Origin of the sequence: uncultured Roseovarius sp. (assembly GCF_947259555.1) — a bacterium.
Classification (GTDB): domain Bacteria; phylum Pseudomonadota; class Alphaproteobacteria; order Rhodobacterales; family Rhodobacteraceae; genus Roseovarius.
In genome coordinates this window covers 1-20,790 of the sequence record NZ_CAMYMD010000085.1, presented here as the reverse complement: position 1 = coordinate 20,790, position 20,790 = coordinate 1, and the positions used below count along the sequence as shown (strand labels likewise).

14 protein-coding genes are annotated in these 20,790 nt (G+C 60.5%); 9 read left to right on the top strand and 5 right to left on the bottom strand.

Features of this window, described 5'->3' with window-relative positions:
• The first annotated feature begins 155 nt into the window (after positions 1 to 155).
• The 4 genes from Q0X85_RS14255 to Q0X85_RS14240 all read left to right on the top strand — a co-directional run bounded on the left by Q0X85_RS14255 (position 156) and on the right by Q0X85_RS14240 (position 6,026).
• On the top strand, positions 156 to 2,096 hold the full coding sequence (locus Q0X85_RS14255) for an extracellular solute-binding protein (RefSeq protein ID WP_297772961.1): 1,941 nt from the start codon (positions 156 to 158) through the stop codon (positions 2,094 to 2,096).
• An 18-nt stretch (positions 2,097 to 2,114) separates the two neighbouring features.
• Positions 2,115 to 3,209, top strand: a complete 1,095-nt coding sequence (locus Q0X85_RS14250) for a microcin C ABC transporter permease YejB (RefSeq protein WP_297772960.1) — start codon at positions 2,115 to 2,117, stop codon at positions 3,207 to 3,209.
• Between the two features lie 91 nt (positions 3,210 to 3,300).
• Complete coding sequence (locus tag Q0X85_RS14245; RefSeq protein WP_297772959.1) at positions 3,301 to 4,410, top strand: ABC transporter permease; 1,110 nt, start codon at positions 3,301 to 3,303, stop codon at positions 4,408 to 4,410.
• Positions 4,407 to 6,026, top strand: coding sequence for an ABC transporter ATP-binding protein (locus tag Q0X85_RS14240; protein ID WP_297772958.1), 1,620 nt, complete (start codon positions 4,407 to 4,409; stop codon positions 6,024 to 6,026). Before Q0X85_RS14245 ends, Q0X85_RS14240 begins: the two co-directional genes overlap by 4 nt.
• Here Q0X85_RS14240 and hemN read toward each other — a convergent pair.
• Positions 6,008 to 7,363, bottom strand: coding sequence for an oxygen-independent coproporphyrinogen III oxidase (gene hemN, locus Q0X85_RS14235; protein ID WP_297772957.1), 1,356 nt, complete (start codon positions 7,361 to 7,363; stop codon positions 6,008 to 6,010). The two genes, Q0X85_RS14240 and hemN, sit on opposite strands and share 19 nt — an antisense overlap.
• Positions 7,364 to 7,436: 73 nt before the next feature.
• On the opposite strand from hemN, the gene fnrL reads away from it, so the two are divergent.
• The 5 genes from fnrL to Q0X85_RS14210 all read left to right on the top strand — a co-directional run bounded on the left by fnrL (position 7,437) and on the right by Q0X85_RS14210 (position 13,037).
• Positions 7,437 to 8,183, top strand: coding sequence for a transcriptional regulator FnrL (gene fnrL / locus Q0X85_RS14230; RefSeq protein WP_297772956.1), 747 nt, complete (start codon positions 7,437 to 7,439; stop codon positions 8,181 to 8,183).
• A gap of 189 nt (positions 8,184 to 8,372) precedes the next feature.
• On the top strand, positions 8,373 to 9,086 hold the full coding sequence (locus Q0X85_RS14225; protein ID WP_366130076.1) for a biliverdin-producing heme oxygenase: 714 nt from the start codon (positions 8,373 to 8,375) through the stop codon (positions 9,084 to 9,086).
• On the top strand, positions 9,083 to 11,377 hold the full coding sequence (locus Q0X85_RS14220) for an ATP-binding protein (protein ID WP_297772954.1): 2,295 nt from the start codon (positions 9,083 to 9,085) through the stop codon (positions 11,375 to 11,377). Before Q0X85_RS14225 ends, Q0X85_RS14220 begins: the two co-directional genes overlap by 4 nt.
• Entirely contained in the window at positions 11,361 to 11,975 is a 615-nt protein-coding gene (locus Q0X85_RS14215) for a response regulator (protein WP_297772953.1), read from the top strand. Before Q0X85_RS14220 ends, Q0X85_RS14215 begins: the two co-directional genes overlap by 17 nt.
• A gap of 369 nt (positions 11,976 to 12,344) precedes the next feature.
• Entirely contained in the window at positions 12,345 to 13,037 is a 693-nt protein-coding gene (locus tag Q0X85_RS14210; RefSeq protein WP_297772952.1) for a cobalamin-dependent protein, read from the top strand.
• A gap of 108 nt (positions 13,038 to 13,145) precedes the next feature.
• Here Q0X85_RS14210 and Q0X85_RS14205 read toward each other — a convergent pair whose 3' ends face one another.
• The 4 genes from Q0X85_RS14205 to Q0X85_RS14190 all read right to left on the bottom strand — a co-directional run.
• A complete protein-coding gene (locus Q0X85_RS14205) occupies positions 13,146 to 13,817 on the bottom strand; it encodes a hypothetical protein (RefSeq protein ID WP_297772951.1) in 672 nt (223 codons plus the stop codon).
• The gene (locus Q0X85_RS14200; protein ID WP_297772949.1) at positions 13,818 to 15,218 is read right to left on the bottom strand and encodes a selenium-binding protein SBP56-related protein; all 1,401 of its coding nucleotides are present in this window, start codon (positions 15,216 to 15,218) and stop codon (positions 13,818 to 13,820) included. It abuts the gene before it with no gap.
• Positions 15,219 to 15,661: 443 nt separating this feature from the next.
• Positions 15,662 to 19,609 (bottom strand): PAS domain S-box protein, encoded by a 3,948-nt coding sequence (locus tag Q0X85_RS14195; protein ID WP_297772947.1) that lies wholly within the window; start codon positions 19,607 to 19,609, stop codon positions 15,662 to 15,664.
• Positions 19,610 to 19,858: 249 nt separating this feature from the next.
• Positions 19,859 to 20,790: response regulator transcription factor (locus tag Q0X85_RS14190; RefSeq protein WP_297772946.1), on the bottom strand; the 932-nt coding region annotated here is incomplete at its 5' end.

The window sequence follows — 20,790 nt, the reverse complement described above, 5'->3', positions numbered from 1 at the left end:
ACAAGCTGCCGTGATCATGGCCGCTGCCCCACCGGGCGGCGGCCTTTTTCATGGGCCACGGCTATCGGCGCTTGAACAAGCTGCCCCCCCTCCTTAGCTTGCCGGAAACGGATCAAGCGCCAGATACAGAATAGGTGCGACAGCAGGAGGATGACATGACCGGACACCAAGCCCCGGCCAAGGCCCCGGGTTTCGACATTTTTGCGATCTGGCGCGGCATGGTCCTGTTGGCGGGTCTGAGCATCGCGGCGCTGATGGCGCAGGCGGCAGCGGCAGATGAGCATGAGAAGGTCATCACCTCGCATGGCTATTCGTTCTTTGGCGATCTGAAATATCCCGCCGATTACGAACATTTCGATTACGTGAACCCGGATGCGCCCAAGGGTGGGGAAATCTCGCTCTATGCCCCCGGCACCTTCGATTCGATGAACCCTTATTCGCGCAAGGGGCGGGCCGGGCGCCTGTCGTGGATGGTCTATGAGAGCCTCTTGGGCGGGTCCGAGGCGACCGGAGAGCCGCTGCCGGGGGATCGCTATAACGAAAGCTATGGGCTGTTGGCCGAACGCCTCGAATATGACGAGGGCAAGACCTGGGTGATTTTCCACATGCGCCCCGAGGCGCGGTTTGCCGATGGCACGCCGGTCACCGCGCAGGATGTGGTGTTCTCGCATAACCTCTTTCTGGAGCAGGGGCTGCGCTCTTATGCCGAGGCGGTCAAGCGCCGGGTGCTGAGCGCCGAGGCGCTGGACGATCACCGGGTCAAGTTTACCTTTGCCGAGGGCATCTCGCGCCGCTCCTTGATTGATCAGGTCGGCGGCACGCCGGTTTTCCCGAAGAAATGGTATGAGGAAAACGACGCGCGGCTCGACGAGCCGCGGCTGGAGGCGGCACCGGGGTCCGGCCCCTATCAGGTCAAAAGCTCGGAGGTGAACCGCAATATTGTCTATGAACGCAATCCCGATTACTGGGGCTGGCACCTGCCGATCAACAAGGGGCGGCACAATTTCGACCGCATCCGGATCGAGTATTTCGCCGATGACAATGCCGCCTTCGAGGCGTTCAAGGCAGGGATCTACACCTTTCGTCCCGAGGGCAATTCCAAGACATGGGCGACGGGCTATGATTTCCCGGCGGCCAATCAGGGGTATGTGGTGAAAGAGGAGCTGCCCGACGGGCTGCCGCCGACACCGTCGGGCTTTGTCTTTAACCTCGGGCGCGAGGTGTTGCAGGACAAGCGGGTGCGCCGCGCGATTGCGCTCGGCTTCAACTTCGAATGGACCAACCAATCGCTGCAATATGGCCTGTTCAAACAGCGCCATTCCTTTGTGCAGGACACGCCCTTGCAGGCCGAGGGCGTGCCGGAGGGGCCGGAACTGGAGCTGTTGAAATCCTTGGGTGATCTGGTGCCGCAAGAGATGCTGAGTGAACCGGCAGTGATGGCGCACGAGTCCAATGGCGACCGGCTGAATGACCGGCGCAATCTGCGGCGCGCGATGAAGCTGCTGGATGAGGCGGGTTGGCCGGTGGGCGACGACGGCAAGCGGCGCAACGCGCAAGGCGAGTTGCTGAGCATCGAGATCCCGATTTCGGCCTCTGGCTCCGCCACCATGTCGGCGGTGGTCGAAAGCTTTGTGTCGAACCTGCAACTGATGGGCATCGACGCGCGGTTCGACAAGATCGACGCCGCGCAATACACCGCCCGCGAGCGCGACCGCGATTATGACCTGATCTTTGACAGCTACGTGGCGTTTCTGGAGGCGGGCACCGGCCTGCATCAGCGCTATGGCAGCCAAGAGGCCGCGTTCAGCCTGTTCAACCCGGCGGGGCTGGCGAGCCCGATGGTCGATGCGATCATCGACCGGGCGCTCGAATCGACCACGACCGAGGAGCAGAACACTGCGCTGACCGCGCTCGACCGGGCGCTGCGGCATGAGTTTTTCATGATCCCGACCTGGTATCTCGACAAGAGCTGGGTCGCCTATTGGGACATGTATGACTATCCCGAACCGCTGCCCGCCTATGCCACCGGCGTGCTTGATTTCTGGTGGTATGACGAAGAAAAGGCGCAGGCGCTGAAAGACGCGGGCGCGCTTTGATCCAGGAGATCCACTGAGATGGGGGCCTATATCCTGCGGCGGCTGTTGCTGATCGTGCCGACGCTCTTTGGTATCATGGTGATCAACTTTGCGCTGGTGCAATTCGTGCCGGGCGGTCCGGTTGAGCAGATGATCGCCAACATGCAGGGGCAGGGCAATGTGTTCGAGAGCTTCTCGGGCTCGGGCTCGGATACCGGGCAGGACATGGTGGGCGCGGCCGGAGGTAATGAGCAATATGTCGGCGCGCGCGGGTTGCCGCCGGAACTGATCGCGGAACTCGAAGAGCAATTCGGCCTCGACAAGCCGCCGCTGGAGCGGTTCGTCAACATGATGTGGAACTACATGCGCTTCGATTTCGGAGAGAGCTATTTCCGCAAGATCGACGTGCTGGATCTGGTGCTGGAGAAAATGCCGGTCAGTATTACGCTTGGCCTGTGGTCCACGGTGATTGCCTATCTGGTGTCGATCCCGCTCGGCATTCGCAAGGCGGTGCAGGATGGATCGACATTTGACACGTGGACAAGCGGGCTGATCATCGTGGCCTATGCGATCCCGGCGTTTCTGTTCGCCATCATGCTGCTGGTGTTGTTCGCGGGCGGGAGTTACTTTCAGATCTTCCCGCTGCGCGGCCTCACCTCGGATAATTTCGAGCAGTTGAGCCTCATTGGAAAAATCGCCGATTACCTCTGGCACATCGCGCTGCCGGTCATCGCCTCGACGATTTCGGCCTTTGCGACGCTGACGCTGCTGACCAAGAACAGCTTTCTCGACGAGATCAAGAAGCATTACGTGATGACCGCCCGCGCCAAGGGGCTGGGCGAGGGCCGGGTGCTCTATGGTCATGTCTTCCGCAACGCCATGCTGATCGTGATCGCGGGCTTTCCGGCGGTGTTCATCGGGGTGTTTTTCGGCGGCTCTGTCCTGATCGAGACGATTTTCAGCCTCGACGGTCTGGGGCGGCTCGGGTTCGAGGCCGCCGTGGGCCGCGATTATCCGGTGATGTTCGGCACGCTGTTTCTGTTTGGTCTGATTGGCCTCGTGGTCGGTATCCTGTCGGATCTGATGTATGTGCTGGTCGACCCCAGGATTGATTTCGAGAAGCGGGAGGGTTGACGATGGTGCGCGCACTATGGGGGCGCTGCCCCCGCCGCGCCTGCGGCGCGACTCCCCCGGGATATTTCCGGCCAGAAGAAGGAGGGGCGCGGTGATCCGGCTGTCCCCTCTGAACCAGCGCCGCTGGCGTAATTTCCGGCGCAACGGGCGGGCGTTCTGGTCACTGATCCTGTTTTCGGTGATCTTCACGGTCACGCTCTTTGCCGAGTTCGTGGCCAATGACAAACCGATCCTCGTGCAGTATCGCGGCGAGGTCTACGCGCCGATTTTTCGGTTCTACCCGGAGACGGCCTTTGGCGGCGATTTCCAGACCGAGGCGATCTATCGCGACCCCGAGGTGCAATGCCTGATCGCCACTGGCGGGCTTGATATCTGTTTCGACGACCCCGAAGGCGTGATCGCGGATGCCGAGGATGGGGTGGTCGAGGGCGAGGAGATCGTGCGCGGCTGGGCGATCTGGCCGCCGATCCCCTACAGCTATGACACCACCGTGGACCGGCCGGGTGCGGCCCCCCTGCCGCCCAATGAGCAGAACTGGCTGGGTACCGATGACACCAAGCGCGACGTGCTGGCGCGGGTGATCTACGGGTTCCGCCTGTCGGTGATGTTTACGCTGATCGTGACGTTGCTGTCTTCGGTGATCGGGGTTTTTGCGGGCGCGGTGCAGGGCTATTTCGGCGGGCGAACAGACCTGATCTTTCAGCGGATCATCGAGATCTGGGCGTCGACCCCGCAGCTTTATGTCATCATCATCCTCTTTGCGATCCTGCCGAGAAGTTTCTGGCTGTTGGTCGTGATCACGGTGCTGTTTGGCTGGATGGCCCTTGTGGGCGTGGTGCGGGCCGAGTTCCTGCGTGCGCGCAATCTCGAATATGTGCGGGCGGCCAAGGCTCTGGGCGTCAGCAACATCACCATCATGTTCCGCCACATGCTGCCCAATGCGATGGTGGCGACGCTGACGATGCTGCCGTTTGTGATCACCGGGACGATCTCGCTGCTTGCGGGTCTGGATTTCCTCGGCTTCGGCTTGCCGTCCTCCTCGCCCTCGCTGGGGGAGTTGACGCTACAGGCCAAGCAAAACCTGCAAGCCCCGTGGCTTGCCTTCACCGCGTTTTTCGCCTTTGCCATCATGCTGTCGCTCTTGGTGTTCATCTTTGAGGGCGTGCGCGACGCGTTCGATCCCAGAAAGACGTTTGAATGAGTGTGCTGACGGTCAGTGATCTGCGGGTGAGTTTCCGGCAGGACGGGCAATTGATCCCGGCGGTCAAGGGCGTGTCGTTCAGTGTCGACCGGGGCGAGACGGTGGCGCTGGTGGGCGAAAGCGGGTCGGGCAAATCGGTCACCGCGCTCTCGACCGTGTCGCTGTTGGGGGCCTCGGCGGAGGTGACGGGCAGCGTCACCTATGCAGGGCAGGAAATGATCGGCGCCGATGACAAACGTCTGCGGCAGGTGCGCGGCAACGATATCAGCTTTATCTTTCAGGAGCCGATGACCTCGCTCAACCCGCTGCACACGCTGGAAAAGCAGCTGCGCGAGAGCCTTGAGTTGCATCAGGCGCTGACTGGCGATGCCGCGCAGGCACGGATCGTGGAACTGCTGAAGCGGGTCGGCATCCGCGATGCGGCAAGCCGTCTCGGGGCCTATCCGCATCAGCTGTCGGGCGGGCAGCGGCAGCGCGTGATGATCGCCATGGCGCTGGCCAACAAGCCCGACATCCTGATTGCGGATGAGCCGACCACGGCGCTCGACGTAACCATTCAGGCGCAGATTCTGGAACTGCTCGCCAATCTCAAGCGCGACGAGGGCATGGGGCTGCTCTTCATCACCCATGATCTGGGGATCGTCCGGCGCATCGCCGACAAGGTCTGCGTGATGAAGGATGGCGAGATCGTCGAGGCGGGGACGGTGGACGAGGTCTTTGCCGCGCCGAAACATGACTATACGCGCAAACTGCTGGGGGCGCAGGCCGTCGGCAAGCCCGCGCCGGTGCCCGAGGGCGCGGAGGTGGTGGCGGAAACACGGGATTTGCGCGTGTGGTTCCCCATTCAAAAGGGGTTTCTCAAGCGCACCGTCGGCCATGTTAAGGCGGTCAACGCCGCCACGTTGCAGGTCAGGGCGGGGGAGACGCTTGGTATCGTGGGCGAGAGTGGCTCGGGCAAGACGACGCTGGCGCTTGCCATCATGCGGCTGATCGCGTCGCAGGGGCAGATCCGCTTTGTCGGTGAGGATGTGCATGGCTGGTCGACGCGAGACTTGCGCAAGCGCCGCGCGCAGATGCAGATCGTCTTTCAGGATCCGTTCGGTAGCCTGTCGCCCCGCATGACCGCCGCGCAGATCATCGCCGAGGGGCTGGGTGTGCATGGCAATCCGGGTGGGCGGCCGCAGCGCGAACTGGTCGCCGAGGTGATGGAGGAGGTGGGCCTCAACCCCGTCACGATGGACCGCTATCCACATGAGTTTTCCGGCGGGCAGCGGCAGCGGATCGCCATCGCCCGCGCCATGATCCTGCGGCCCAAGCTGGTGGTTCTGGACGAGCCGACAAGCGCGCTTGATATGACGGTGCAGGTGCAGATCGTGGACCTGTTGCGCGATTTGCAGGTGAAATACGGGCTGGCCTATCTTTTCATCAGCCATGACCTGCACGTGGTACGCGCCATGAGCCACCGGGTGCTGGTGATGAAGGATGGCGATGTCGTCGAGGCGGGCGGGGCCGAGGCGCTGTTCACGTCGCCGCAGACCGAGTATGCGCGCACATTGCTGGCCGCCTCAATGGAAGGGCGGGGAGAGGCACAGCCCGGTCAGATCGCCGAGCTGTGACCCTGTTCGTTCATCTCGTAGGTGTCGAACTGCCGGGCGATCATCCGGGTCAGGGGGCGCGCCTCTTGCGGGATGAACAGGCCGCTGTCATCGAGCTTGAGGTGTCCGGCGTAGGCGCGCGCCACCTTCGAGAGCATGTCGTGCAGTGCCGCGCTTGAGATCTCGAAGTCACGGGTGATCTCGGCGGCGTCGATGCGGAATTCGCACATCAACTGTTCGATCAGCCGCGACCGCAGTCTGTCGTCGTCCGAGAATACATGCCCCCGCGTGGTCGAGAAACGCCCCTCGCGGATGGCTGCGGTATGGGCCCCGGTGGCGGGGGCGTTCTGCGCGTAGCCTTGCGGAAAGCGCGAGATCGACGAGGCCCCGAGCCCGATCAGCGCCTCGGCTGTGTCATCGGTGTAGCCCTGGAAATTGCGCCGCAGGCGACCGGCCTTTTGTGCCACGCTGAGCCCGTCATCCTTGGTCGCGAAATGGTCGATGCCGATCTCGTCGTAATTGTCCCACAGGAAGAGTTGACGTGCTGTCTCGAACAGCGCGAGGCGCTCTTGCGGGGTGGGGAGAGCATCTGACGGGATCATCTGCTGGCGCTTGGCCATCCAGGGCACATGCGCATAGCCATAGAGCGCGACGCGGTCCGGGTTGAGCGACAGGAGTTTCTGCACGCTTTCGGTGATTCGCGCCTTGGTCTGGTGCGGCAGGCCATAGAGGATATCGGCGTTGAGGCTGGCCACGCCACGGGCGCGGATCTCCTCGGCGGCCCAACGGGTGATGTCATAGCCTTGCAGGCGTCCGATGCTTTTCTGGATTTCCTCGTCAAAATCCTGCACCCCGATAGAGGCGCGATTCATGCCCGCGGCGGCAAGCGCGTCGAGGCGGGGGCCGTCAATCTCGTTCGGGTCGATCTCGACCGAAAACTCGGTGGTCTCGGTAAAGGGGGCGATATCGCGAATGGCACCTGCCAGTTCGTTCATCATGCCGGGTGACAACAGCGTCGGTGTACCGCCGCCCCAATGCAACCGCGACAGGCGCACGCCCTTGGGCAGTTGTGCGCCGAGCATCGCGATCTCGGTTTTCAGGGTTTCAAGATAGGCCTGTACCGGCTTGTCACTCTGGGTGCCTTGTGTGCGGCAGGCGCAGAACCAGCACAGCCGTCGGCAAAAGGGGACATGGACATACAGAGAAATCTCTGCACCCACTGGTATAGCCGTGATCCAATCGCTAAACTGATCCTGTCCCACATCGCGATTGAAGTGGGGTGCGGTTGGGTAGCTGGTGTATCGGGGCACTTTGGCGTCAAAAAGACCCAGTTTGCCTAGTTGAGTTTGCGTATCCATGTCCCTACCGTTAACAAAGATCCTCGGGCCTGAGCCTTGACCCAGATCAAGATACGAAAAAAGTGACACCGCGATGCTGAAAGAAAGAGCCCCCGCTGTTCCGCATGATTGTGGAGATTGCCCGATCCGGCATCGGGCCGTGTGCGCGCGGTGTGAAATGGACGAGCTGGAGCAGCTCGACCGGATCAAGTATTATCGCAGCTACGAGGCCGGTCAGACGCTGATATGGTCAGGCGATCCGATGGATTTTGTGGGCTCTGTCGTGACCGGTATCGCGACGTTGACCCAGACCATGGAGGATGGGCGCACACAGATGGTGGGCCTGCTCTTGCCGAGTGATTTCGTCGGTCGCCCGGGGCGCGACAGCTCTGCCTATAACGTGGTGGCCACAACCGACATCGTGATGTGCTGCTTTCGCAAGAAGCCGTTTGAGGAAATGATGGTGCGCACGCCGCATATCGCGCAGCGCCTTCTGGAAATGACGCTCGACGAGCTTGATGCGGCGCGGGAATGGATGCTGGTTCTGGGTCGCAAGACGGCGCGGGAAAAGATTGCCTCGCTGATCGCGATCATCGCCCGGCGCGATGCGGCGCTCAGCATGCAGGGGATGCGCGGGCCGCTGGTCTTTGACCTTCCGCTGACGCGCGAGGCTATGGCCGATTATCTGGGGCTGACGCTGGAAACCGTGAGCCGTCAGGTCTCGGCGCTCAAGAAGGACGGGGTTATCTCGCTCGAAGGCAAACGCCGGGTGACGATCCCCGATTTCAATCGCCTGCTGGAAGAGGCGGGCGATGACAGTGATGGCGGCATGCTGATCTGAGGCGTGCGGCCGGTGTCTTGCAGGCTGCCGCAGACATTTCCGACTGACCTCTCCGCGTATTTGCCGTAGATTTCACCGCTTTCGGTCACTTGGATCGGGCCGGTATCGTCGATGATTTCCGGCGGCTGATCAAGCGGCTTTGGCGGCGGCATCCTGCCGTGTTCTTGGTGCCCCAACGATAATTGTTGGATGCAGGAAATTCGTGCTAAGCTATCATCTGTAATGACAAATCCAACTTTGGAGTGGTGCGTGCAGACGGCTCAGGGTCTACCTCGGAATGTCACTTTGCGCGAAGAGCTGCGTGAGTACACGCATTGCCAACATGAACGGTTGCACGAGCATTCCTGTTTTATGGCGCTGTTCAGTCAGAGCCTGAGCCTGGGCGAGTACCGTGAATTGACCCGGCGGCTCTACGGGTTTTACCAACCGCTTGACCGCGCAATTAGACGGGTGTTGTTGAGCGACGAGGCTGGCCGCACCGGTTACACATATGCCAGCCGCTCCGGGCTGCTGGCGCAGGACATGCTCGACCTTGGTTTGAGCGCCGAGACGATTGAAGAGAGCCCGCAATGCGACGAGGCGTACGGGATTGTCTCTGCCGCAACGCTTGGCGGCGTGCTCTACGTGATCGAGGGTGCGACACTCGGGGGCGCGCGCATCGACCGGGCGGTATGCAGGCTGCTTGCCAGCGATGATCCGGCCGGTCGGCGTTTCTGGTCGTGGTGCCGGGCCGAGGGGGGGCGACGCTGGCCGATGACCAATAGATACCTTGAGTCTCTGGAGGGGGAGGGGGCCGCCGTGAACGACCTGAAGACAGGGGCCTTTGATACGTTTCGGCTTTTGGCTGAGTGGCTTGCCCCGCTCGACCGGTCACACGCCGCGGCTGTTTCGAGGGTACCGTGACACTGGACACGGTCAATCTCGACACCTGCGATCAGGAGCCGATCCATCTGATTGGTGCGGTTCAGCCGCATGGTGCGCTGATTGCAATCGACGCCGACCACTTTGTTGTCGAATTCGCGAGTAAGAACACGGCGTCATTTGTCGGAGCCGGGCCCGAGCAGATACTTGGCAAGGAGATCGCCGAGGTCATCGGACGTGAGAATGCGAGGCAGCTTTGCACCCTGACGCGGGAACCATCAACCCCGGAACTCCTAAGCCCATGGTTCATCAGCTTTCCGGGGCCGGATGGTACGCAGATCAATCTCGAATGCCTGTCGCATCGCAATAACGGGTACATCATTCTTGAGCTTCTGCACCCGGAGCCCGCCCCGACGCGTGTCTGGGAAGATGAATATCTGCGCCGCGAGTTCATCTCGGAACTGGTCAAACCGGGTGCACTGGAGGAGCTGGCCAACGCGAGCGCGCGGATCATCCGCGACGTGACCGGGTTCGACCGGGTGATGATCTACAGGTTTGCCGAGGACAAGCACGGCGAGGTCATCGCCGAAAGCACCAACCGGCCGGACAGCTTTCTCGGGCTGCACTATCCCGCATCCGACATTCCCGATCCGGCACGGCGGCATTTCCTGCTGAACGTGGTGCGGTCGATCCCGGACATCAACAGCGTGCGTGTGCCGATCCTCAGCCGCACAGGGGCCACCGCCGATGCGGACGCCATGCGCCCGTTGGACCTTACATTTTCCAAGCTGCGCGCGGTTGCCCCGGTCCATGTCGAATATCTCAACAACATGGGGGTGGCGGCGAGTTTGTCGATTTCGCTGGTCACACATAATCAACTCTGGGGGCTCGTCGCGTGCCATCATTACGAACCACGCGAGATTCCTTCGAGCCGTCTAAGATTCGCGGAGCTGCTTGGCAGCACGACTTCGGCGCTGTTGCAAAGCATCGAAAGCACCAATCAGCTGCAAAAGAGTATCGCCGCGGAAAAGACGGCCTTTCGCATTGAGCAACAAGCCCGTGGCGGTACATCGTTGCGAGCTCTCGTCAACGGCTGGGCATCTGTCCTGATGGAGCTGATCGATGCGCAGGGCCTGTTGCTCGTGCTAGGTAACGACCATGTCGCGTTCGGGTCGGTTCCGGACAAGTCCGTCAACTTTTCCGGTCTGAGGACGTTGCAGGCCGATGGTGTGGCGACGACCTCGTGCCTCTCGGAGCATCTGGAGATAGGTCAGGAGCAGTTGAAGATCGCAGCCGGGGCCGCGCTTCTCGATCTGTCTGATGATGGCCGGGATTACCTTGTCTTTTTGCGCAGCGATTTTGAGCAGACAATCCGATGGGCAGGCAAACCCGACAAGGTCGAGACGACCACGGAGGACGGGATCACGCGGCTCTCGCCGCGGGGGTCATTTGCGTTGTGGCGCGAAGAACGGCACGGGCAAAGTCGGCCATTCGATACGATGGACCGCGATGCGCTGCGGATTTTGCGCCGGGCGCTTTTCGCCCTGAACAGTCTCGAACACGAGCGTGCCGCGCTCGAAGCGCAAAGGGCCGCGCAAGCGCAGGAAGTCCGATTGCGCCATGCTCTTCTCGATGCTTCCAGGGCCAGCTCGATGGGTGAACTCGCCTCGGCGATCGCGCATGAACTGAATCAGCCCCTGTCCGCGATTTCCAATTTTATCAGCGCCTGCCGTCAGGAATTGAGGAATGCCGAAGTGGACATACCTGAGCGGGCCGCGCAACTCATCGACGAAGCGGTTGCCGAGACGACGCGAGCCGGCGACCTGATGCGGCGCATGCGCAATTTCATATCTGCGGGCGATCTCAACGCCGAGTATATCGACCTGAACAAGGCCATCCGGCAGGGCATCGACCTTGCGCTTGTGTCTGTCGAGTTGCCTAGGCTTCAGGTCAACCTGTTGCTGGATCACGATAATCTTCGTGTGATGGCCGACCCCGTCCAGATCGGTCAGGTGGTGCTCAATCTTGCGCGAAACAGCATCGCGGCGATGCAAGGCTCGGATATGCAGAAACTGACCGTCGAAGTGATACGAGCGGGGCAATCGGTCAAGGTCTATGTCCGCGATACCGGGCACGGGGTGCTGCCGGAGCAGCACAACCACCTGTTTGAGCCATTTTACACGTCGACAACTCAGGGGATGGGTATAGGGCTTTCCTTATGTCGTTCCATCATCGAAGCACATGAGGGTCGGATCTGGTCGGAACCCACGAAAAACGGCGCGGTCTTCGTGTTTCAGTTGCCGATTGAGGGTGCACATGGCGAACAGACCTGAGCCTGAGCCCGAGTTTTATGTTTACGTCGTCGAAGACGACGCGCCTGTACTGCGATCCTTTTGCGCGCTGCTGTCTGCGCATGGGTATGCGAGCGTTCCGTGCGAATCGGCGGAGGATTTCCTTGCGAAATTCGACCCGGAGCGTTTGGGGTGCCTGCTGCTCGATGTTCGGCTGCCCGGGATGAGCGGTATGAAATTACAGGCACAACTGACCGAGATGGGCATCGACATTCCCATTATCATCGTCACGGCGCATGGCGATGTGCCGATCGCGGTGCAGGCGATGCGGGCCGGTGCCATCGACTTTATCGAGAAGCCGACGGAGGCGGACCGGCTCTTGGAGGCGATTGAATTGGCCGGTGGCCTGCTGGCCAACCGGGCCCCCCCGGAATTGCCGAAGAAGATCGTGTCCAGCCGTCTGGCGAAATTGACCGAGCGCGAGCAAGAGGTGCTGCGCCACATGCTGCTTGGAAAGCTCAACAAGGAGATCGCCGCCGAGCTTGGTATAAGTCGCCGGACCATCGAGGTGCACCGCTCGCGCATTCGCGAGAAGATGCAGGTGCGCGGCATTGCGGATTTGATACGGATGCTCGGGTAGTTGTCCGATCCTCCAGATCCATACGCATAAATACGTAGTGGCAATCCCCAACTAGCCCCAGGACATTTTATAACCGTACGCTCGACTATCGCGAAAGTGATGTTCGGGGTTCCTGGATTGGTGGCCGGTGGTTGTAAATGAGGAATGCCGAGCCTCGGGGCATCAAGAATGTCGGGAGGGGGACAGATGAATACCGCAACGCCGCTATTGGTTCACCCGGGCGCCGGAAACGGAGAGTACGGCCCGGATGACGTGCCACATATAAACGAAAGACCGCCCTTGTACCTGCTGGCCGGTTTGGCCCACGAAGTGCTGCGCCGAATCGCGTACCGGGAAAGGGACACCGATTCTCTGCCGCATGGTCCATCGATGGAGGAGGTGGAAACACTCTGCACGGCATTGGTGTCGAGAGATGAGGCGCGATCGGCAGACGAGATCATACGCGAACTCGCGAAAACCAGATCCACAGAGGTGATCTATCTGCAATATCTCGCCGCAGCCGCGCGGATGCTGGGGGATTGGTGGATCGAGGATCGGGCAAGTTTTGTCGAAGTTACCGATGCGACCGGGCGTATTTTCGAACTGTTGCAAAAGATGACCCTTACAGCGCATCCACCTGCGACACCACAAGAGCTCAAGGTGGTTTTTGCGTCGATCCCGGGCGAACAGCATACCCTTGGCATTCGCATGGCCGCAGACTTGTTTCGCGGCGACGGATGGGACATCGCGCTCAAGGTCGGGTTGAGCCAGGACGAGCTTGTTGCCGAAATTGCGAAGCTGCCGCGCTGCATTGTCGGGTTGTCGATCGGCGGGCGGCATTCCCTGGACCGGCTGTCGAGCCTTGTCGAGGCGCTGCACCGGCAGTGCCCGCAGGCGGCAATCGTCGTGAGCGGGCAGGATATCGAAGAGATCAGGCCACATCTGGCGGCGATGGGGCTGGACGGTGTCGCAACCGAGATAAACGAGGCGAGAGAACATATCTCGGCCTTGTGGGACTGCGAAATGGCGCGGGATGCGACGCCCCTCGCGGAAGAGGACCCGCCGCGAGAAAGCCGTGCCTGAGCTTGGTGGTCGCGGTGTTCGACGGGACCTGAATCAAATGATTACCTTTTGACGGTACGGGCTTTAGATCGTGCGACAAAGCCCAGTTCGCGTTGATGCAAAAGCGGATCAATGGCCGCGAAGCGCGTAGTATATTCCGAAAAGCCCGACGGTTATCAGGCTCAGGGCCCAGACGACATCGAGATTGAACCACGTGCGCGAGAGAAATTTGAGCCCGAAATAGGAGTAAATCGCCACGGCGATCACGCCGCCCGCCATGGTCATGGCGACCGTGTGCGCAAAGGCCACGAAAAACGCGGAGGCGATATTCTGGCCCATCAGGGTCCTTGCGGCCTCGTGGCCGCCGTCGCCCGCGTCAATCCCGCAAATCCCAAGGTAGATTGGCACCAGCATCAAGCCGGCCCCATGGGCCATCGCCGCGAGGAAAGACCACAGGACGAGTTTCGTCGGATGGACCCGCGCGAGGAATCTGGGATGCTTGCGGTTGATCAGAAGGTAGACCCCGACAGCGGCCACCAACGCACCCGCAGCGAGGCGGATTTCGGTTTGCCAGTTGACCAGCGCCGTCATCATCGAGAATGGCAGAAGGATCGCGAGCATCGCCAGAAGATGCCCGACCGCCAGGGCGCCGATGGCCTTGGCCATGGCGCTGTGGCGGCCTTCCATGAGCCCGGCGGACACCGCCAGCGGCCACCCCATGCCGGGATTGACCCCATGATAAAGCCCCGAAAGGATGACGCCCCCCCAGAGGGCCGTCACCGTGCTTGTGTCGAATTCCATTCAGACGTTTGGATAGCAAAAGCTGTCGGTCGAGCAGTCGCCGCCTTCGAGCCGGATCTGGTGGGCGCGGTGACCCTCGGGGAAATCGACGTAGAAATCCGGGTCGAGGTCCAGACCGCCGTTTTCGCCGACACGGGCCATCACCATCTGGCCGCCCTCCTGGCCCGGATAGAATTGACTGTCCCACGTGGAATAGAGCGAGTTGGTCCAGTAGACCCGTTTGCCGTCCCGGCTGATCTCGACCATCTGCGGCCCGAACGCAAACTCTCCGCCTCCGGGATGCTTGGCGCCGCGCGCGATACCGCCGAGCTCTACCTTGCCGGTGAGGACCGGGTTCATCGGGTCCGATACGTCATATTGATGCATCTCACCCAAGCCCCAGCAGGCGACATAGAGGTATTTGTCATCAAGGCTGAGGTCGATATCGGTGACCAGTGGCGGCACGGCCTCGAACCCCTGCAACAACGGCGGCAGGTTCTCGGGCTTTTCCGGGCGCGGGTCGATGGTGATCGTTTTCTTGGACTGCCACGTGCCATCCTCGCCGCGCCACCAAGTAAAGATCGCGCCTTGCAGGTTGGTCGTGTCCACCACCACGCCGCAAAACCCGTAGGATTTCTTGGGGTCATGCGCGGGCCGGATTTCCAGTGCCATCTGGTAATTCTCGCCAAAGTCCATCGTCTGGATGTTCTTGCGCTTGCGCAGGTCCCAGAAGTGGATCGAGTGGCCATATTTGTTCGATAGCAAATCCTCGGGCACGATGCCGTTTTCAAACTGCGGGGGCAGGCCCCATTCAGAACTGACCATGTAATCCTGCGGCAGGTTCCACCAGAAATCGTAGTGCTTGTCCTGCTTGCCGCGGTCCATCTCGTACTGGCCGATGATCTCGAAGGTCTCGCAATCCATGATAAAGATGCCCGGCGGGCCGTCGATGCCATCCGCGCCGCCGCCACCCAGTGTCGAGACATAGATCCCCTCGGGGCCGCAATGGATGGTGTGGGGCCGCGAATAGCCGGTCTTGGCAAAGACCTCTTCAGGCTCGATGATCTTGTGAATCTTGAGATCAAGTGGGTCTTTGGTATCAATCACGTAGATCCGCGACGACCGGATGCCCGGCACGATCAGGTAGCGCCGTTCAAGAAAGGCATGACCTGACATCGGAGACAGCGACGAGGAACACGCATTCCAGCCAAAATGGTGAAACTCGTCGCCCTTGTACGGCATCAGCAAGGTATGGACGATCGTGCCGTAGCTGTCTGAATTCGGGTTGAGGTCGACCACGGCTATGCCGTCAGGCTGCGAGCCGTCAGGGCTGAGCATCACGGTGAAGCCGTAGTTCTCTACAGGTGCCTGCATGGCAAGCTGTGCCGTGGCGTGAAATGTCGGGTCCGGTCTTAACGTCATGTCCATATCCTCCCTTGAATGTGTTGGCCCGGTCGGGGCCGGTGGCGTAATTTGTCCTTTTTATTGGCGCCGTGGCCTCGGCCTCCTCTAACCTTGGCTTCCTGCGCTGTAGACTGGCAGCTCTGTCGAGACCTGCCACATTCTTGAGGCAACGTCTGAATTCTTATCCTGACATATCTCCGAATCGCCCGACCAGACCTGAGCAAACTGCGCTCGACGGTCCCGGCAAATTCGCGGCGTACTCTCGAATCGTTTCACAATTAGAGACATGTTCTCGTATTTTGATACAAGCCCTGTGAAAGGCAACCAGAATTCAAGCGTTTTGCGTGCCTGCACGCCGATATGGGTTTGGGATTCGGGCACAGATACCCCCAATGTGCGATGTCGCTTTCCAGGTCCAGGCCCGCACCCTGACGAATTGGATGCGGGTATGTTCCGGCCGGTCACTGGCTGAGGACGGTGCGCAGCTTGAGGGCCAGATCATAGCGCCGGTACGGTTTTGACAGCAGTTGCACGCCCGGGTCCAGCCGTCCCTGATGGACAATCGCGTTCTCGGTGTAGCCAGAGGTATAGAGCACACAAAGATCAGGACGCCGCTGAAGTGCGGCGGTGGCCAGTTCGCTGCCATTCATGCCGCCGGGCATCACGATATCTGTGAACAACATCACGATGTCGTCTGACACGTCCAAAAGCTCCAGTGCCCTCGCTGCGTTCATTGCCTCGGTGACGCGGTAGCCCAGGCCCTCGATCATCTTGACAACATTCCGCCGCACGTGCGGGTCGTCTTCGACCACCAGTATGTGCTCACCGAGACCCCGCGGCAGGATCGGCATGTCAATCTCGGACGATACCTCGGCGACCTCGGACTCTGATTGCGGGAAATAGAGCTTGACTGTCGTGCCTTCGCCGACCTCGGAATAGATCTTGAGATTGCCGCGCGACTGTTTTGTAAAGCCGTAAACCATCGGCAAGCCCAGCCCGCTGCCCTGGGTTTTGGTGGTGAAGAAGGGCTCCAGTACCCGCTCGATGGTCTCGGGGGGCATCCCTGCGCCCGTATCGGTGACGGCGACCACAGCGTACTGTCCTTCCTCGATATCAACCAGGCTGGCCCCCTCGGAATCGATCCAGGTGTTCATGGTTTCTATCGTGAGCTTGCCACCGGTGGGCATGGCATCGCGGGCATTGATCGACAGGTTGAGAAGTGCGGCTTCGAACTGGCTGGGGTCGACCTCGACCAGCCACAAGTCATCGGCCAGAACGATCTCGATCTCGCAACTCTCGCCAAGACTGCGGCGCAGCAATGGCTCTAGCGATTGGGTTGTTACATTGAGGTCGGTCACCTCGGGCGACAGCGGCTGGCGGCGGGCGAAGGCAAGCAAACGGCTGGTCAATTGCGCGCCGCGCTCTGCGGCCCCCACGATCTGCTCGGCCATTTTGCTCAGATCCTTACGGTCTGTCAGGTTCTCGACGAGAAAGTCGCCATTGTTCAGCATTACGGTGAGAAGATTGTTGAAGTCATGTGCGACACCGCCGGTCAACTGTCCGATCGCATCAAGCTTTTGCGATTGGCGTAATATGGCCTCGGTCTGGCGCTCGCGCGTGACGTCGGTCATGCTTCCGATCATGCGCAAGGCCTGGCCATTCTCATCGCGCAGCACGAACGCGCGATCGACGACATGGGCGGTGCGTCCGTCGGCGCGTATGAAACGATATTCGTCATGCCAGTCGTTTTCGTTTCCGTGTACAACCTTGTCCAGACCGGCCTTGACGCGTTTCTCATCCCCTGCGTGGATGAACCCTGTGATATCGCTCAAAAGCAACGGGGACTTTTCAACATCATGGCCAAAGACCGACAGCAGTTTGTCGCTCCACCAGATGTCGCCTGACTGAATATCCCAGTCCCAAATGACATCCTTGCTGGCCTCGGTGGTCAACCGAAAGCGCTCTTCGCTCATCCTCAGATTTTGCTCTGCCGCGCGGCGCTCGCTGATGTCGCGTTGCAGGGCGACGAAATGCGTTGTCTTGCCTGCGGCATCGGTGAGCGGCGTGATGTGGATCTCGACCCAGTACTTGCTGCCATCACGGGCATAGTTGATCACTTCGGCGCGCACGGGTTTTTGCCGCTTGAGCGCGCTTCGGATGCGGTCGAGTTCGGCCCTGTCGGTTTCAGGCCCCTGCAAGAAACGCGGCGTCATGCCGATGACATCTGTGGCGTTGTAGCCGGTCAGCGTTTCGAATGCGGTGTTGACATAGGTGATACGCGGCCCGTCTGGGGCGTCGATCGGCCCGGCCTCGGTGATCAGCAGCATGTCGTCCATGCGTGCGACGGTCGCATTGAGCATGCGCAGGTTCTGGTCGCGGATGCGCTCGCGGGTCACGTCACGGAAGTACACGGCCAAGCCATCGGCCGAGGGATGGGCGGTCACCCGGAACCAGGCCTCCAGCGGTGAGAAGAATTCTGTGAATTCGACTGTCTCGCCGGTTTCGACTGCGTGGCGGTACTCGGTTTCAAAGCGGCTCCCGACGGCCTCGGGGAATGCGGACCAGATAACTTTGCCCAGCAACTCCTGACGCGTGCGTCCCAGTAATTTCTCGCACTGGTGATTGACATAGGTGAACTTCCAATTTTGGCAGAGCAGGAAAAAACCGTCTTCCATGCTCTCCAATGTGCGGCTGAGCCGGTCACGCAGCGCATTGCGTTCCGCGTCAAGCCGGACGAATTCCGTCAGGTCCTGAAGCGCGCCCTGCACCCCGACAATACGTCCGGTGGTCGCATCGCGCTCGGGTGCGCCCAAAGAGCGGATCCAGACACGATTGCCCCGGGTCGTGATAATCTGCATCACCTCGTCGAACGGGGTGCCCGTTTCGACGCAGGCGTTGAACCTTTCGATGATAAGGTCCCTATATTCGGGTGAGAAAAAGGCAACCGCGCGCTGGAAGCCGAGCTCTCGGGTTTCCGGGGCTTCGTGGATACGGGCGACTTCTCGCGACCATTCGACGGTCTCGCTTTCGAGATCGACGCGCCAGCCGCCAATACGTCCAATCTCGCCGGCGACGCTCATCAGATATTCCCTGCGCCCCGCCTGGGCACTGGCCTCAACCTCTTGGGTCACGTCCTGCACGACGCCGCTCAGCAAGGTGCGTCCGTTCACGAGGATGCGATCGGCACCGCCTTTGATGTGGACCACCCCGCCGTTTGGGCGCACGATCCTGTGGGCAAAGGTAAAGTCCTGATCGGCGCTCTCGAAAAATGCGTTGAAATTGGCGAGCATGGCATCGCGGTCATCGGGATGGACCATCGCGACATATTCATCGAACGTCGGGGCTCTGGACCCGAGCGGAAGGCCGAAGACCTCGAAGAGTTCACCGGACCATTCAAGTTGTTTTTTGTCCAGGTCCAGGCGCCAGACATGCACGCCCAATAGCCGCTCGGTCGTCCGAAACAGCGCCTCGCGGTCGGCCAGTTGACGCCAGAGAACCGCATTCTCGTGAGAGGTCAGGCCGGCCTTGAGGTGCCCGGGCATGTCAATGGCGGCCTTCCCGGTGCTGTCATAGTCATCTGTGTCCAGGCTTGGTGACAGGCTCTGTAGAATAAATTGAACCGATCCGTCGGGCCTTTTCAGCGGCATGTTCACCACCGTCCAGTCCGGCTCGCGCATGATGTCATCGCCAGAGAGTGGCATCACATAGGCGAGACCGGTGGTTTTCATAACCTGATGGTCGCCGGTTGTGGCGGCCTCTTGCAGCGACGCGCGCAAATTCTCCAACGGAGACTGGTCGCCCCCTGTGGTCAGGTCGGACGCGACATCGAGAAGCGGGTGCCCGATCACCTCGGCGCGCTGTTTGCCGATCGACTGCAGATAGGCATCGTTGACCGCAATGACCTCGAACCCCTCTGGCTCGACAATGGCGCATCGCCCGGGTGCGATGTTGAAAAGGCTCGCAAAATGCAGCGCGGTCGTGTCAGCCGCGCGGGCCCGCGCAAAGGCCTGACCCAAAAGCGCCTGGGTCGCGTCCTCCTGTTCCGCCTGGCGTGTTACATCGTGGATCATTGCCAGTTTGCACGGGCGCCCGTTCATCTCTACCATCTGCGTGATGACCTCGGCGATGAATTCCTCGCCGTCTTTGGTCAAATGACGCGATCTGCCGGCGGCATCCGGGCCGTCCTTCATCCGGCTGGCCAGTCTTGCAATCCGCGGTATCTCGTCCGAGGGCCGCAGGTCCATGATCGACATCGCGGTGAGCTCTGGCTTGGAATGCCCGTACTTGCGGGCGGCCGCGTCATTGGCGGCAACAATCTTGAAGGTTTCGATCTCGAATATCAGAATGACTGTCGGACAGATATCGAGTGTCTCAACCATTTCCGGGGTCAGGGATGACAGTTTCGACATTCTTCACCTCATGGCGCTATCGGGAACCGCATGCGCACAGACATCACAACACTAAAACGCGACGTTTCTTTCCATGGCTGACAGGGTCATTTTTTATCCTAAAGCTGTGGATAACCTGCTCCAGTCTTCTGTTAGCCCCTCATGTTGCCGCTTGGGTCGCCGCAGAGCCCAATAATTTTTGGCGGCCGGTTACGGCCACACCACAATAACATAATTCAAGCGCGCTGACTCGGCCAGTCGGCGCAGCATTCACTGGCTGTTGGACATAGAAAACGCGTAGCCAATCCCGTGCACGGTCCGGATATAGTGCGAGCGCCCTTCAGGGGCCGGAACCTTGTTTCTGAGGCGGCTCACGAGGCTGTCAACCGCGCGGTCATAGCTTTCCCAGTCGCGTCCCTTGATGGCATTCATAAGCTGATCGCGGCTGAGAACCTGTCCGCGGTGTTGCAACAGCGCCGACAAGAGGTTGAATTCCGCGGTTGTGAGAGTGACCTCGCTGCCGTCGGGTGCGTAGAGAAGCCATGCCCCAAGGTCGAGTTTGTAGCCGTCGAATTCGATGCTGTCGGCCTCGCCATTCGCAGGCTGCGCAACGCTGCTCGCTGGTTCTGCATCGAATTCCTCTGACCGTTGCGCGCGGGGTTTCGGTTGGGTTCGGCGCAAGACGGCGTGCACGCGCGCGACAACCTCGCGTACGCGGAACGGCTTGGTGATGTAATCGTCAGCACCGATTTCGAGGCCGACGACACGGTCTGTTTCCTCTGCGCGGCCGGTCAGGATGATGACGCCGCATGTCGGATCCTGTGCAAGACCCTGGATCAACGAGAGACCGTTGCCGTCAGGCAAGCCGAGATCGACCAGGTAAAGGTCGAAATTTTGATTGGCCTGCTGCGCCTGGAAGTCAGCAATTGTCGTAACGGTTGTCACATCACAACCATCAAGCGAAAGCGCATCCACGAGGAGGCTGGCGATTTGGTCTTCATCATCTAGCAGGAGCAGGTTGGGACGAGGCAAAGCGTAATCCATTTCAGGTGTGAAGGTGGGGGTTCTAACCGACTTAACAGGCTGCTGAAAAAGTCGGCCCTCGACGCGGTTATGAGAACATGATTCACTTCCGGCATGGCAGCGGCAGCAGGAGGTGGCGATGCGTGGGACGGACGAGGCAAGCGGGTCGCTGTTCAGCT